The organism is Pseudomonas sp. A1230, from assembly GCF_044218825.1.
Lineage (GTDB): Bacteria > Pseudomonadota > Gammaproteobacteria > Pseudomonadales > Pseudomonadaceae > Aquipseudomonas > Aquipseudomonas iridis.
In genome coordinates, this window is sequence record NZ_CP162582.1 from 900,351 (window position 1) to 916,494 (window position 16,144).

General features: G+C 59.1%; 7 protein-coding genes. All 7 read right to left on the reverse strand.

What is annotated here, in order from left to right:
* Positions 1 to 8: 8 nt before the first annotated feature.
* The 7 genes from AB4P97_RS04275 to AB4P97_RS04305 all read right to left on the reverse strand — a co-directional run bounded on the left by AB4P97_RS04275 (position 9) and on the right by AB4P97_RS04305 (position 15,964).
* Positions 9 to 3,512, reverse strand: coding sequence for a calcium-binding protein (locus AB4P97_RS04275; protein WP_395602094.1), 3,504 nt, complete (start codon positions 3,510 to 3,512; stop codon positions 9 to 11).
* Between the two features lie 201 nt (positions 3,513 to 3,713).
* Positions 3,714 to 5,666 (reverse strand): hypothetical protein, encoded by a 1,953-nt coding sequence (locus tag AB4P97_RS04280; protein WP_395602095.1) that lies wholly within the window; start codon positions 5,664 to 5,666, stop codon positions 3,714 to 3,716.
* A 119-nt stretch (positions 5,667 to 5,785) separates the two neighbouring features.
* Positions 5,786 to 7,450, reverse strand: a complete 1,665-nt coding sequence (locus tag AB4P97_RS04285; RefSeq protein WP_395602096.1) for a hypothetical protein — start codon at positions 7,448 to 7,450, stop codon at positions 5,786 to 5,788.
* Between the two features lie 307 nt (positions 7,451 to 7,757).
* Complete coding sequence (locus AB4P97_RS04290; RefSeq protein ID WP_395602097.1) at positions 7,758 to 11,375, reverse strand: calcium-binding protein; 3,618 nt, start codon at positions 11,373 to 11,375, stop codon at positions 7,758 to 7,760.
* Between the two features lie 108 nt (positions 11,376 to 11,483).
* The gene (locus AB4P97_RS04295) at positions 11,484 to 13,397 is read right to left on the reverse strand and encodes a hypothetical protein (RefSeq protein WP_395602098.1); all 1,914 of its coding nucleotides are present in this window, start codon (positions 13,395 to 13,397) and stop codon (positions 11,484 to 11,486) included.
* A gap of 497 nt (positions 13,398 to 13,894) precedes the next feature.
* On the reverse strand, positions 13,895 to 14,527 hold the full coding sequence (locus AB4P97_RS04300; RefSeq protein ID WP_042558435.1) for a LysE family translocator: 633 nt from the start codon (positions 14,525 to 14,527) through the stop codon (positions 13,895 to 13,897).
* 87 nt (positions 14,528 to 14,614) lie between these two features.
* Positions 14,615 to 15,964 carry an NCS2 family permease gene (locus tag AB4P97_RS04305; protein WP_395602099.1) on the reverse strand — a complete coding sequence of 450 codons (1,350 nt, stop codon included), beginning with the start codon at positions 15,962 to 15,964 and terminating at the stop codon, positions 14,615 to 14,617.
* Positions 15,965 to 16,144: the final 180 nt, after the last annotated feature.

A 16,144-nucleotide genomic window follows, 5' to 3' on the forward strand; every position in this document is an offset into this window, starting at 1 on the left:
CGAAGTGCTCATGCCTTCGCCAGTTGGTGCCCGCAGCGGTTGAGCACAAGCAAATCTGAATAGCTGATGTCGCGAGACGGGTCGCTGCTCAAGGTCCATTTGCGTTGCGCCAGGTTGTACTTCAAGTGGCCTGCGCTGCCATCGGCCATAATCATGTGGCTGACGCGCATTTCCTTGTCGGCAATCCCGGCGAATGCCTCCGGCCAGGGTGATTGGTCATCTTTGGGCGGCTCGAAATATCTCCCGTCCAGACCACCGGGATACACCATGTCAAAGATCAGGTCGACGGTATAAATAATCCCGTGGGCGTCGATGACGAAGATCTGGTCCACGAGGTCTTCGCCGCTGTATTCGGGCACATGAATGGTGGTTGAGCCCAGATACAAGCGCGTTCCAAGCAACTCGATGGTGAACTTGCCGAGCTCCCGGGCATCGAGCTCCCACGTGGATGAATAGTCCAGCCTGTGGACGGCATTCTCGAGGCCACCGGGAGTGGACAGGCGGAATATCATTTTTTCGCACAGATGCACCAGGTAGGTTCCCCCGTTGCCCTCGATGCTGGTGATACGCGATTGGCCAGGAATGTAGGTCAACAGGCTGCAAGAGTTTCTGTCGCCGAGTTCATAAGGTGCCTGTTCAGGCAGCCGGAAGAAGTAGGTGTCGGGTTTCATCTTCAATGGCAGGGCAACGGGGGCGAAGGAGCGCGAGTTGCGTGCGAGACGATACAAGTCGGTTCTCGGCGCCGCAGCCATCTCTTTGGTCAGGGTGACGGTATGAACCTTGCCGTCCCTGAAGACGAGAGAGTAGCCATGGTTGATCTGGTTATTCACGATCTTCTGCAGCGCGTCTTCCAGCGTCATGGCCTTGTGAGTGGCAAACTTGCTGATCTCCAGAACTTTATCTTCGAAATGGAAATAGTAACTGCAGGTGATGTTGATCTTGTCACTCGGCGATGAATGTTCCCAGTCGATCTCTGTGTCGAAAAAGATGTTCACCGAGGTCAATTCACTACTGTCGAAATCGAGAAATATACGCGAACCGTAAAGGGCCGCGCTTTGGCCGGAAATGATTGAACTGTGCCGGGTATGACGCTGGACGTAGTAATCGGTGAATGTATTGGCCGGGACATTGTGGGCCAACCGTGCATCGAGAATGGTGACAGGTTCCTGCCCACCTTCACGGGTGACGATTGCCTTGATCTCAACGGATGTGGCTTCAGTAATTTGTTCAGGCAGATCGGGTTTGAGGTGGAACCTGTCCCGAGTGACAACGGTAATTCTGTTATTGATCAACACTCGCACGCCATCCGTCTGTCGGTACACATCGTGGATGTACAGCTTGCTGCGACGAGCGTCATCAAAGTCGAACTTCAATGTGATCTCGAGCGTGGTTTTGACGATTCGCCATGTTTCGATGAGATCCATTCTCCAGTCGAGCACGATCGCGCTTTCTTCAACACCGTCCTCCGTAATTGACAGGTTATTGGCGGTTTGCGGGAGGTTGTAGATATCCTGTCCCGACCCGCCGAAGGCTGCGGCGCCTTCCTTGTGCAGATGGATCGTGTCGTCACCGTCGCCTGCGTGGATCGTATCCTTGCCTCGCGACACAATGATATCGGCGTCCTTTGAGCCGGTAACGATCGTCGTGCCATTGCTCAGTGTATGAATCTCGTTGATACGCTCCAGCAGCGCTTTGAAGGAGTACCTGTTGCCCTCTTCGGACGCGGCATCCGGGGTGAAGACATGCAAGGTCCCGGCGGACAGGTCCAGGTCATAGCCGCGGCCGCCAGCCTGCGATGTCTGCGTACCGTCGAACTCCAGCGAATTGCGACCGCCACCCCCTCTGAGGATGGAATGCCGGGTATCGTCGGGGTCAGGGTTGTCGAGCACCTGGGCCGCGTTCTGCATAATGAACCGGTCATTCTCGACGCCCCCGGTGAGGACTTTCTTGCCGTTCGTGAAGTAGAAAACATTGGGTTTGTTTTCCACGCCTGTGACCGTGTCATTCCCGCCGCCCAGCAGCCATAAAATGTTTTTGCCGTTGTCGGCGCTGCCCAGTTCGGCGCCGGGTGTTTGCGTGGTGACGCCATCCCGCGCGTCTATCAGATCGTCTGCATCGCTGAGATGCGGGATGTAGACGATTTTCGAGGTTTTCAGACCCCACTGTGTGACGTACTCGCGCCGGGGAAGCAGCGTGACCTCGAATGCACCGTTAACCACCGCCTCCGTGGTGTCTTTCATGGTCTCGTCGAGGTATTTCCTGGCCGTTGTTTTCAATTGGCGAGCATGTTCGGCCCGAGCCTTGGCGCTTTCATAGCGATTGAGAATGTCCTGGTCGGGATCCATGAATACGAACTTGAACCAGCCGGTACGCCAGCGCTCCTCCAGTGTGAGTTCAATGTAGTCATCGATGTCATCGACCAGGCGCACCGCGCCGTAGATCTGCGCGCCGATGGCCATCATCGCGCCGGCAGCCAGGCCGACCGGGCCGGCGAACGAAAATCCGGCCATGGCCGCGGACCCCAGAACTACCGTCATCGCGGCACTGGCAATGTTCAAACCGGCGCCTACATAGTGGTCTGCCGCTTCTTTTCCGGATCGTGCCTCGGCAGCCTTCAACTCCCTCACCGCACTCATGATGTCGAAAGGCAAGGTCAGTGCCCCCCCGACGATTCCGCCAGTGCGCGACCATCTGAGTCCGGCCCGGGTTTTGGCGAAGTCCTTGAAAGCATTGTTGCCGGCTTCGATCATGCCCTTGCCGATGCGCGTCGTGGCCACGTCGAAAGCGATCGAAGCACCTTCCGTCACCACCCCCAGGCCATTGAAAATGGCCTCGCCGCCATTGTTGACCTGGAGGGCGTCGTGGACTCCGCGCAGGCCCATCAATATGCCGAACAGTTGCAGGCCGACGCTCGCGCCGAGGGTGCCGTATTGCCTGATCAGCGCCCAGCGGGGGTAGTTGGCCTTGCCGTCACTGATCAGGCGCAGATCGATCTTCTGGGCTGCATTCAAAAGCTGGATGGTTTTTTTGCGATAGCCACTTTCGTCCAGCGGTGGATTGGCTTCTTCCTTTATGATCGCAAGCGCATCGGCGGGGCGTGCGATCGCCATTTCGTAGAGAAAGGTTGGAAGCAGGTAGTTGTCGCCGAAGGAGGTGATCTTGATGCGTTTTTCGATTTCGCTGTAATTGAATTGCAGCGAATTGATGAAAGAGCGGCGGGGGGTATGAAACAGCGTGTTATCGCCCGTCAGCGGTTCGCCGTTAACCGTGGCGCCGAGGGCATCGAGTGATCTTCGTGTGATCGAGTAGGCGCCAATTTTCATCGGACCGAATAAAGCGTCGAGGTCTTTTAATTGATTGGGCTTGCGTTGGGTATGGGATGTCTCGTTGTCAGTGGCGGTGTCACGGTCAAAATCAATCGTTGATTCCGTATAGAGGTTGGCATGATCGCCAAACTCTGTAACAACCACAGCATCCTGCATTGGAAACGGATGTTTCACGGGGCCAGTCATTTGAACTTCCTTGTTCAGTTGCGTTGAATGTGCGCCGCCATGCTAATTGCAAGTTTTTCAGGTGTATATCGGCGGGAAGTTACCGCCCATTGCGGCAAACTGCTGTCGGTTATTTATTAAAAGGCATGCCAATTGGAGCAGCATAAGGCTGCTCCAGTTATCTCTGATTCAGTGTTTACCAAGCTTGTTTAAGTGAGGGAGTCAACTTTCACGCACGATATAGAGCGCGGGCGACATACCCGTCAGTTCAATGCCACCCACCAGGTAGATGATTTTCATCTCGCTGACTAGCGTAAGCAGCCTCAGGTACGCCGCCTCGCCCACTACGGCGCGAAATTGCGGGTTGGCAATCTCGAACCCCGGCAGCGTGGCACGGTGCAACAGGTTGTGCGGATCATCCGGAATTTTCAGCACAAACACGGCATCGAGTCCTTCACGGTGAAACACCACGGCGTTCTCGTTGAGTGCCCGACTGCTGGCATACAGGCTGTAGCCATTGTGCTGCAGGACGGTTTTGAACAGGGTCTGCAGGCTGGCGCTGTCAGGGCCCGCCAGATAGGCGCTCCACTCGGGCAGGCGCGAGGGATCAAAGTTCAGGCGCTGGAACTCGTCGGCAGTGCGGGTCGGGAGTTGGATCCTCCAGTGAGGTGCGGTCGCGCCAAATGTGGTGGGCAGCGCTGGCAGCATCATCAGTGGATCGCTCAGATCGCGACGGGGTGAAAAGGTTTTGGCCCTGTCGCTCCAATGCCGGAAAGTCTGATTGAGTCGCGCCAGTCCGTTGCCGTCAATTGCTCTTTGATAGGCCGCCCGGTCAAATACTTCCCGGGCAATGGCGCTCGCCGAGTCGGGCGCCATGTAATTGAACGAGTTGGCGACTTGCTGCGTCAGCGGTGTCGCGAACGGCATGCGATTTTCCATCACGGCCCAGCCACTCTCGCGCTTGACGGCCCATATCGGTTGCAGCGCAGGTTCTTCCACCAGCATTCGCTCAAATGCGTCAAAACGACCTGGCGCAAATCGTGGGTTTTGCAGATAGACCAGACGTGGATTGGCCTGCAGCGGCTGCGGCACGATCGGATAATGAAGCCCGGCTATTTCTATTGAGGCATCCGCCGGTTTTTGCGGTTTGCCCCAGTTGCGCCAGTAGCCGGTGGACAGGTTCAATGCGCCGCTGGCATCGAGCAACAGACGGTCAGCGAACAGGTCCGTATCTGGGGTGAGTCGCTCTTCAGCCTCCAGCCGGGGACGCTTGCTCGGGCCCGGTTCCGGCGAGTCAGGCCTGACAGCGCGCTGATCGACGTCTGGCCGCGAGTGCGCCTGTTCGGCTGTCGTCGCCCGGGGAATTTCTCGCCAGAGTCGGGTGCCTGGAATCTGTTCGACCAGCGGCCCCGAGGGCGTGCGCTCTCCCGCATGGCATTGCTGATAGATTCCATCGGAATTTCTGCGCACCTGCACCGTATTGCTCAGGTTCGAATCTGCCGGTTGCGGGTCTTGCATGTCGACGTACGTGCGTTTTTTTCGGTCAAAGCGAAGTCCCAGGCTCGAGTCGTCCGGATGGGTCAACGTCTCTGCCATTTGCCGTGAAAGGAACAGCGGCGTGGCAGGCCTGGCAGGCGCGCCAGCCGAGGGCGATGAGTCAGAGGGTGGGGCGCGCATCCAGTCTGGAGCCTCAATGCGCCACAGCGCCTGTCCGTCGATTCTTCTGAGCGTCGGGCCGGGCAAATGCGGGGTGGCGAGTAAAGGCACCTGGTACTCGCCGGCCGCGTTGCGTTCTGCCAGAAAGTAGGTGCCTTCGCCAAGGTGGGCATACGTTCTTGCGTCCTCGCTCGTGAACAGCCCCGGTTCGTTGTCAATGGTGCGCAACGTGGCCACCTGCTCCGGGCGCAGCGTAATCATGGCCATGGCTGCCGCCACTCGCTCGGGCGTTGCCCCAGGGAGCGGATTGACGACAACGGCGCTTTCCCAAGGGGTTTCACTGGCGGTGGCTTCGACCGCGTGCTCATCGGTGCCGGGTGCGCGGGTTTGCCTGCTTGATCCCGGCCCGCTCACGGCTGCAATGGCATCGGGGCCTTGCGCGGCAGTCGAGCGGGTGGGCAACGTGGAGCCGTCCGGGGAGGTCGAAGAAGAGGGGATTTTGCGTGGAGGTTTGGCCATGGTTGTGTACCGCTGATGATTGAAGTTCCATCATCTTCGAAGCGGTTTTTTCACTGGCGGTATCTATATATCGTCCTCAAAAATCGTCACGTCTGCGCCTCCCCGTGTCAGGGCTGACGTCACGCTTCTCTGATGATGAACACACAGTAGCGGCCCAGTCCGTCACTGAGGACACCGCCCTGCAGCCAGACGATTCTGTCCTCCGTCCTGGCTTGCATAAGGGCGGTATAGGCGGGGTCGCCAATCCTTGCCCGCAGATGCGGGTCAGCGAATTCCGCTTCCGGAGAATGGCCCAGCGCAAAAGCGTTGCCGGTGACTTGTCCCACCTTCATGAAATAGACCTTGTCCCGGTTGCTGCCCTGGAAAACCAGCGACGACCAATCCTGAAAGCGGGTGAAGGGCGCCACTTCGTAGCCGCAGCGTCTGAGCACCCCGCTGACCAGCAACCTGAGGCCGGCAAACGTCGAATTGCTGCGGTATTTGGTCCACTCCTCGTGGAAACGCAGCGGGTCGAATGTCAGGCGTTGCAGCGGGCCGTCCACCTCGGGCGGCAGCAGGACGGTGGTTCGGCCACCAATTTGCGCCCGTGGCGCCACTGGCAGCATGTCCACCGGATCAGCGAACGACGAAGCCGCACCCAGTGGCTTGCGCCGCCATTGATCGGTTATCCACTGCAGCTTCAACAGACCGGCGGAGGTGATCGTGCGCGAGTTGTCGGCACGCTCGAACAACATTCTGGCGACGGCTCGGGCAGTGATATCGGAAAACTCGCTGAACATGTCCCTGACCGATTGCGTCAGGGGCTGGGTGAACGATGTCTCGCCGACGCGTACCTTCAATGGCGTATCAGTGCTACGCCAGATCGGCACGGGTTGAAGGGCCGGCGCCTCGCGCAGCATGCGCTCGAACGTCTCGAAATGGCTCGGCGAAAAATCCGGATGGCTGAGAAAGTACACGCGTGTGGCGTCGTTCGTCTGGTTGCCTACCGGCACGATAGGGTAGTGGCGGCCGTTGATGGCAATGGATTCACCGTTTTCCGGCTTGTTTTCCTTGCCCCAGTTTATCCATTGTTCATTCGCCAGCGGCTGTGGCCGTTCTGCCACGTGGGGGCGCGTGCCCGGTTGAGCAATGGCGTCAACGCTGGCGCCATCAGTACTGGCCGAATGTTGACTCGATGCCTGGCCTTCTTCGGCGTTCTGAATGAACCGCCAGATTTTCTGCCCCGCCATTTGCTCCACCATCGGGCCCGTCGGGATGAAGCGGTCAGCGGATTTCTGTTGATAGCTTCCATCCGGATGACGATGAATCATGATGGTGCCTTCGAGTGTATCGACATAGGGCCGGTTGGCAGCGTCGTAACGCAAGCCCTGCGCCGAGTGTTCGCGGGAGGTCAGGGTGGCCGCCAGAAATGGCGGTATGAACCCGAGAGGCTTGGGCCGGGCGTCGTTGCGCGTCACATCTGGGTCGGGTACCGGCTGCGAAGGCAGCCAATCGGCATGCCAGCGGGCTTCACCTTCGAGTTTTCTGAAACTCAATTCTGCGCCCGGCCGCGTCACCAAAGGACTTCGATATTCGCCATTTGCGCGGCGCTCGACCCACATGTAATCGCGGTCGCCGACGAACGCATAAATCTGTCCGTCGAAACCTTCGAACAGGCCACTGTCGCTCGACACGGGTCGCAGCTCATGGATTTTGTCCTTCGGCCAGTTAGTGGCGCTGATGGCGCCCAGCGTTCGGGCGCGCGACGGGTCCGCAATGGCCGTAACGACGACGGCCGATTGCACGTTCGCTCCGCCAGAAGAGGGGGAAGTCGGCGGTGCGGAGGGTGTCGAACTGTGGGCATGAGCGGCGCCCATGACGTGAGAGATTGTGATCGGAGCGGGGATTACTTCCGCACCCGCAACCGGCCTTGAGGCTGGAGATGTGGGCGGTGTCGTGGTTACGCTGGTTTTCCTGGGCGGCTTGGCCATAGGTATCTTCCTGAATAAAGGGGGGAGCCATCAGATGGCGAGGCGGTCGGTTTTACGGTGTCATGCGCTCCGCTGGACAAGCCGCGCGCCGGGCACCGGTTTTCAACGCACTGCCTGAAGGTCAGAGCAGCGCCAGGCAATGTTGCTTCAGCGCCATCAGTTGCTCGGCGGTCACCGGCGGGTCGGCCTGAAGGGCGAACTGCAGTAAATCCTGGCAAACCTCAAGCTGGTGGTCGCAACGGTTCAAGACCTGCAGCTGGGTGAACGCGAGCTTGTGCAGCGGCTCGTCTGACGTTGCCCAACTGCGGTCGCGCGGATCAAAAATCGGCTGGGCCAGAGCGTTTTCCCGGACCACGGCATTTTGTACCGCCAGGTGTCGCGCTCGCGCAGGGGTCGCCGCTAACGCGTTGGCGTAGTCGAATTCGGGATCGAAGTAGCGCGCATCAATGTGCTTGACGGAGATCGTTTCGAACTCGATGTAGACGCTGTGCACGATCCCCCCGCGGGTGATGACGTGCACCTGGTCAATCAGGTCGTCTGGCTGGCTGTATTGCGGCAGATGAACAATGACGTCGCCGATGCGCAGCAGATGATCGGCGAGGCTGATCTCGACTGCGCCCAGTTGCGTCGCGTCGAGCTCCCATACCGATGAATAAGGCAACTGCGCCGGGGCGTCGGCCAGTGCGCCGGGGGTCGAGATACGCAACGTTATATTGCGCGTCAGGTGCACGAGGTAGGTGGATCCCTCGCCGACGAGGTGCTCGATTGCGCGTTGCCGCGGCAGGCTTTTCAACCCGATGCAGACGTTGCTGGCGCGCAGCTGATGCCCGGGATTGTCTGCAGGCCGATAGAAAGGGTAGGTGCCGGCGCATGGTTTGAGGGGAAGCGCGACGCTGGTTTTCCAGGCGTTGGAGGTGCTGTTGCGAAACGTTTCGTTGGCGAAAAAATCGTCGGCCATGGGCGGTTGTTCGAGCCGCCATGACACGCCGTCGTTCATGACCAGAATGATCGGCTGATTCACCGCCAGGGCCGGTCGAGTCAAGCGCTCCCCGATGGCGATAGTGCCGACACTGTGAGAACTGGCGAGGTTCTTGATGAGCAATTCATGTTGGCCGAAGCGCAGGGACAGGCCGCATTCGGTATACATGATGCGGTCGAACGCCAGCTCGCATTTGATCGTGGCGTTGTAGTACGCCTCGATGCTGGAGATTTCCTGGCTGGCGTAATCCAGGTAGACCATGCTCAGGGCTTTCGGTGAGTGCTCGGTAATGCGCAGCGTGGTGAGGCGTTCGCCTCGGGGAATGTAGTAACGCTCAAGCTTTTTCCGCGGGTCCGTCTGTTCATCTTCGTAGACAATCACCGGGCCGGCTGTGCTGCCCGGTCGGATGATCGTCACCTGCAGAGTGATCGGCCCTGGGGTGTCGAGCGTGGCGGGCAGGTCCGGTACCAGGTGGAAACCATCGCGGGTGATGAACAGCAATTTCGCATTTTGCAGCACGCGTTGCTCGCCGCGCTGTTGGTAGACATCCTTGATCCTGACGATTCGACTCAGGTCGTCATCCAGATCAAACCGCGAGGTGATGACCAGGTGTGCGCCTTCCAGCGTCCAGCTGACAATCAGTTCCTTGCGCCAGTCCAGACCGATGATGCTGTCTTGCGCGCCATCCTCGATGATCGACACATGACCGGCCACGTGAGCAATGCTGTAGGTATCGCTGCCGGCTCCTCCGTGCACTGTGGCATGAGCGCCGAACACATCGATGCGGTCATCGCCCTCGGCGGCGTGGATATCGTCGTCTCCCCACGCCTGGATAATGTTGGCTGCTTGCGTGGCGATGACTTCATTGCTGGCGCCCGCAAGGGTTGTCACATTCTCGATGCTGGTCAGGGACGTGTGCGGCTCGAGTTTTCGCTGATGGGTGGAATCGTCGAGGCTGATCACCGACATCAGCCCTGCCTTGAGGTCTACGTGGTAGCCCAGCCTGCCTGCGCCTGGTTCGGCAATGGCATCGGCCAATGACAATGTGTCGTTGCCTTCACCACCGTCGAGTGCCGATAGCCGACCCTGCGCCGAGGCGTTCTTGAGTTGATTGGCTGCGTCTTTGAACACGAACTGATCGCCGCTGTTGCCCCCGGTCAGCTTCTTGGTGCCGCTCCTGTAATGAAACACGTTGGGTTTGTGTTCGACGCCGCGGATGTCGTCGTCACCGCCCCCGATAAACCACAACACGCCCTTGTGCTCGCCGGCAGTGCCGAGTGACGCCCCCGGGGTTTGCTCATTCACCCCGCCACGGGCGTCCAGCGTGTCATCGGTGTCATGTATTTGCACACGGCTGACCGTGGCGTCTTCCATGGTTTCCCGCGACCAGTTGTAGAAGCGGATTTGCACCGGGTTCGATTCCGCGACAAAGCCGCCATCGACCACGGCTTCAATCTGCTCTTTGAGCGTTCCGTCGAGCAGTCGTCGCGCGGTGGTTTGCAGCAACCTCGCGTGCTCAGCCGTTGCCTTGGCGAGGTCATAACGATTCTGCACCGCGGTGTCGGGGTCGACGCCCCAGAAGGCAAACCAGCCGGTGCGCAGTCGCTCATGGGTGGTGAGTTCGATGTAGTCATCAATGTCATCCACGGCGCGCACTCCGGCCCACACGCGGGCACCGGCCACCAGAAACAGCCCGGCCAGAAGACCCGCCGGGCCTGCCGCGGAGAAACCTGCCAACGCCGCGAAGCCCAGCAGCACGGTCATGGCGGCGCTGGTGACGCTCAGGCCGGCCTCGACGTAGTGGTCAACCGCTTGCTTGCCGGTGGCCTTGGACGCTGCATCAAAAGCGTCGACGGCGGCGATGATGTCGAAGGGCAGGGTCAGGACGCTGGCGAGCAATCCGGCCGAGCGTCCGAGCCGTACGCCGATCCGCGTGTGGACGAAGCCTTTGCAGGCACTACGACTGGCCTGAATCATCAGCGTTGCTTTTTTGGCCACGGACACTTCAACCACCATTGAAGCCAGCTCACCGGCGACGCTGGCACCGTTGAATATCGTCTCGTATTCATTCTTGTTGCGGATGGCGTCATGCAAGCCACGCAGACCGCTGTAGACGCCAAATGACTGCAGCCCCATGCCCATGCTGGCCATGCCCGCACTCTTCGCGTGATTGACCCAGCCGGACAGGCGTCCGGACGCTTGTCCGGGCAGTTGCGTGTCGCCGATATCGAGCCGTTGCGCAGCGTTCAACAGCTTGCCCAGCGCATGGCGGTATTTGCGCGGATCGGCGAGCGACGGATCGGTTTCCCTGAGCATCGCCGGGGCAGTCAGGGGGCGCATGCTCGCCAGTTCGAACAGCAGCGAGGGCAGCAAATAATCGTCTGCGCCTGTGGTCAATTTCATCTGCGCTTCGATGGCTATCGGGTCTAACTGCAGCTGGTTCAAGAAGGATTGTTTCGGCTCTCGGAAAAAAGTGTTTTTTCCGTTCAGCTGTTCTCCGAGCAGGGTGGCGCCCAGAGCGTCGAGGGATGTCCGGGTGACGGAATAAGGGCCGATTTGTAGCGGGCCGAAGAGCTCGTCGACGATGCGCAACTGCGAGGCTTTGCTGTTGCGCCTGGCGTTCGCAGGCGTGCTCTCGGCGGCGCTGATGTCGAGTGTCGACGGCGTTTTCTGATTGGCGCGCAGGCCAATGTCGGTGACGACGACGGCGTCATCCAGATGGATATTCGTGGAAGACTGAGTGCTAGGCAATTTGAGCATCCTTGTTCATTTTTGCTGGCTGCTGATCGGTCGTTGAAAAAAACGCAGAGCGGGCGCGCAGCCTTGCAGCGCAGGGGCACGCTGCCAGGCTGGCGTCGCTTACGGATTTCAGCGCTCTCGGATAATGAACACGGACTCAGGCTTCGACCTGACGTTGAGCACGCCGCCCAGAAGCCAGATCAGCTGATTCTTCGCATGGGCCGCCTGTACTGCGGCATACGCTGGCTGGCCAATGCTGGCGGGCAGGGCCGGGTCCAGCAGTTCGGTGCCGGCCTGGGTGTGAAGGGCAATGGCATTACCCTCGACCACCCCCAGTTTCAAGATGAACACGTCATCGGTGGCTGGACCGCGAAACACCAGCGTGGGCCGTTGATGGTGAGGCGTCAGCGGGAAGACGTCATAACCGGCGCGCACCAGCAGGCCACCGGTCAACTGCTTCAAGGCCTGGTTGGAAAGGGTCCTGAGGTAGTAACTCCAGTCTTCGGGAAAACGCTGCGGATCAAAGGTCAGGCTATGCAGTGGCGCGTCCGGCGCGGCGGTCAGCGGTAGCAAGGTTCGCCCGTTATGTTCGACACGCGGGGCCTCTCGCAACATGAGCATGGGATCGCCGAGTGGCGGCACGCCGGAGGTGGCTCGCCAGTTCCACTGCGTCAGTACCTGATAAATATGGTGCAGGCCGGTGGAAGTAATTTGCGCGGAATTGTCAGCGCGTTCGAACAGGGTTTTGGCGACCGTCTGTGCCGTCCCCTCGGAAAAATCTGTGAAGCGCTCGGCGACTGATTGCGACAAGGGTTTGTGGAAGAGCTTCTGCGCCGGTCGCACTTCCAGCGGGTCGTTGCTGTAGCGGTAGATGGCTGCCGGCTGGAGGGCCGGCGTCGCTCGCATCACGCGTTCGAATTCGTCGAATCGGCTGATTGGAGATTCGGGGTTTTGCAAAAAAATCATTCGGGGCAAGCGATCGGCAGCCGAGCCTGGTGGCACGATCGCGTAGTCAAATCCGCCCAGCTTTGTGGACGGGCCTGGAGGCGGGCCGTCGTAATGTCCCCACTGCATCCAGTAATAAGGACTTTCAACGGTCTCTCGGGACACTCGCGGTGCGGTGTCCAAGCCTTCAGCCGGTCCGGATGGCTCGGCACTCTCCTCCAGCCGGGGACGTTTGGCCGGGCGGGTGCCGGTGTCTGTATCGGTGTCGGGCGACTCGTGGATATACAGTCGCGGGCTCTGCGGGGACGATTGCCGTTCGGGGATTCGCCGCCAAAGATCCGTGCCGGGGATGCGCTCCACCGACGGGCCTGAGGCAAACCGCTCGTTGAAGTCGCTGGCCTGATATTCACCGTCGCTGTTCTTGCGGATCAGCACCGTACCTTCGTCCGCAATATCTGCGTAGGTCCTGCCGGTTTTGTCGTAACGAAGGCCATCCTGCGGCCGTGCGGGCTCCAGCAGTTTCGCCAGTTCGGGGGATAGAAATTCGAACGCTGGCGCAATTTCGCGAGGCGGTGTCTGCGCGGCTTTTCTTACCCAGCCAGGACGCTCGATGCGCCAATGCGGTTCACCGTCGATCCTGGCCAGAATCGGCCCTGGCACGCCGGGCACGAAGGGGAAGGGCACCTGATATTCGCCTTGGCTGTTGCGCTCGACCATTGTCTTGCCCAGGCCTTTCAAATCGGCAAACAGGGTGCCGTCGTTGCTGGTGAACAACCCTGAATTGCCTCTGAATGGAACCAGTTCGTCGAGGCGCTCTTTCGGCCACGTGATCATATTGATTGCCGATTCGACGGTGAGGGTCGCAGCTCGCGCAGGCGATCCCGGAATGTCCGTGATGATGACCGCTGAAGAGTGTGGTGTTTCAATCAGAGTGTCAGGGCTGGCGCGTCGGGCAGCATCAGCATCGGGAGTATTGATAGATAAGTCCGCAAGCTGATTGTGAGCGCGGGTAGCGGCGTTTGAACTGTTCGCCGCTTTACTTGCGCTGGAAGTATTGTCGATGTTTGAGGTGTTGATTTTTTTCGTCGGCTTTAACATTTATACACTTCGGGTTTAATTATTAATGTTGGTTGATAAACAGGTTTGTAGTGTTTGGCGCGCAGGGCGACCACGACACATCGCAACGGGCGTGCGTCGGGTGTTATGCGGTTTGGTAGCGGCGATCGGTCGGGCTGCGCTGGAATACAGGCCGGCCGAGAGCGCTAGGGACAGAGGAATAGGGGCGAGCAAATGTCGGCGGCCAAACAAGCGTTGGTTGCCGGGATTTCGGAGTCGGTTTTAATCGTGCGGATGTGTAGACGCTGGGCCATATAGAACTTCCTTGTTCTGGCGTTGATGGTCAGTTGCGCGGCTATATTAGAGAGGGAGTTTGATGGGTGTATATCGAAGTGTTGTTGCCTGGTGTTGCGAATTGTGCGGGATGAAATGATGTAACTTTTTAAACTGATTTAGTTTGATTCATTCACGGTTGTCACTGCTGCAATCCGTGCACACGGATCAACAGCAGTGCCAAACCCGTCACCCGATTGCCGTTCTCAGGAATGGCTGCCAAGCAGGGACGCCGCGCCCGCTCCGCCGAACAATCCTGCGCTGATCCGGTTGAACCAGCTCTGTCCCTTGCCGCTGCGCAGGTATCGAGCTGCACCGTGGGCACTCAATCCGTAGGCCAATTTGCACAGCAGATCCAGCACCGTCCAGGTCGCGATCATGACCAGCAGTTGCGGGAGAAACGCTTGCTCGGCGCTGAGGAACTGCGGGAGGAAGGCGGCAAAGAACAGAATGTCTTTCGGGTTGCTGGCGCCCAGTACGAAGGCGCGACCGAACAAGGCGCGGAATCTGGGAACCGGCGCGGCTTGCGGCACTTCGGTGGCCACCGAGGGCTGACGCGATTGCTGCCAGCTCTGCCAGGCGAGGTAGAACAGATAGATCGCGCCGACGATTTTCAGCGCGCTGAAAAGTTTTTCCGATGCCAGCAGCAGGGCGCCCAGACCCAGCGCAGAAGCACTGAGCAAACAGATCGAGGCAAACACGCCGCCGAGAAACGCCGGGTAGGAACGACGCAAACCGTAATTCAGGCTGTTGCTGATCATCAGCAACGACAGTGGCCCCGGAATAAGGATCACCACCAGCGCCGCGCCGCTGAACAGCAGCCAGGTTTCCAGACTCATCATTTGCTCCTTTTTGTTGTATTCACGAATGTGCAAAAGCCCCACCCGCGAGGGTGAGGCCGTTTTGAAGCTTGAACCGCGTGCCGCTTACAGGAAGATGAACTTGGCGAAGAAGATCGCGCAGAGCACCCACAGGCTCACGGAGATTTCCTTGAACTTGCCGGTGCCGGCCTTCAGCGCCACATAGGTGATGAAGCCCAGCGCGATACCGTCGGCGACCGAAAACGTCAGCGGCATCATGATCGCGGTGACGATGGCCGGAATGGCATCGGTGGCTTCGTCCCACTCGATGTGGGCCATGCTGCCCATCATCAGCATTGCAACGTAGATCAGTGCACCAGCGGTGGCGTAGGCGGGAATCATGCCGGCCAGCGGTGCAAAAAACATCGCCGCTATAAATAGCATACCTACGGTGACGGCGGTAAGACCAGTCCGACCACCAGCGGCCACGCCAGCGGCACTTTCCACATAACTGGTGACGGGCGGAACACCCACCACTGCGCCGAATACACTGGAAGCACTGTCGGCTTTCATGGCACGGGAGAGGTTTTCGATGCGGCCGTCAGCGTTCACCAGATTGGCACGCTGGGCAACACCCATCAGGGTGCCGGCGGTGTCAAACATGTGCACGAAGAGGAAAGCGAGGACCACGCTGATCATGCTGACGTTGAATACACCGGCCACATTCATCGCCATCCAGGTCGGTGCCAGGCTTGGAGGGGCGGACATGATGCCTTGATAGTGCACAAGGCCCAGACCCCAGCCGGCCAAGGTGACGGTGATGATGCTGATGAGGATCGCGCCAAATACGCGGTGGTAGCTGAGAATTGCGATCATCAGGAAGCAGACCGCGGCGAGCAGTGGGCCAGCTTCATGCAGGGAGCCCAGTTTGAGCAGAGTCGCCGGGCTATCGACAACGATGCCAGCGGTTTTCAAACCGATCAGCCCGAGAAACAAACCGACACCGGCACCCATCGCGTGGCGCAGGCTGACCGGAATGCTGTTGAGCAGCCATTCGCGAATCCGCGAGAAGGTCAGAATCATGAACAACACACCCGAGACAAACACCGCACCGAGGGCGGTTTCCCAGTTGTAGCCCATGGTGCCGACCACGGTGTAAGTGAAAAACGCGTTGAGGCCCATGCCCGGTGCCAGACCCACCGGCCAGTTGGCATACAGGCCCATCAGCAGGCAGCCCAGTGCAGCGGCGATACAGGTGGCGACGAAGGCTGCACCGTGGTCAATCCCGGCATCGGCCATGATGTTGGGGTTGACGAAGATGATGTAAGCCATGGTGATGAAGGTTGTCAGACCGGCAATCAGCTCGGTCTTCACCGTGGTGCCATGCAAGCTGAGTTTAAACAGGCGCTCAAGCAAGCCATTGCGTAACGGCGGCGAGAGATCCAGCGTCGATGCTTCGGATTTGCGGCTTTCCACAGCGAGTACTCCTCAAGAGTTTTATTGTTATTTCCAGAGCCGGACCCATGAGGGGTGGCAGCGGCCCTTTGAGGCATACGCGAATTTGTTGACCATGCGGTCAGGAACTCGCACGCTGTGGATTATGCTTTTGTGTACAAATAAAGCAAATATTGTTTTTGATTTTGTTTGCGAGAAGTC

Bases quoted from the DNA above. Each gene is read 5' to 3' on its own strand.
- AB4P97_RS04275 (WP_395602094.1), bottom strand. From the start codon at position 3,512: ATGACTGGCCCCGTGAAACATCCGTTTCCAATGCAGGATGCTGTGGTT.
- AB4P97_RS04295 (WP_395602098.1), bottom strand. From the start codon at position 13,397: ATGTTAAAGCCGACGAAAAAAATCAACACCTCAAACATCGACAATACT.
- AB4P97_RS04290 (WP_395602097.1), bottom strand. From the start codon at position 11,375: ATGCTCAAATTGCCTAGCACTCAGTCTTCCACGAATATCCATCTGGAT.
- AB4P97_RS04280 (WP_395602095.1), bottom strand. From the start codon at position 5,666: ATGGCCAAACCTCCACGCAAAATCCCCTCTTCTTCGACCTCCCCGGAC.
- AB4P97_RS04300 (WP_042558435.1), bottom strand. From the start codon at position 14,527: ATGAGTCTGGAAACCTGGCTGCTGTTCAGCGGCGCGGCGCTGGTGGTG.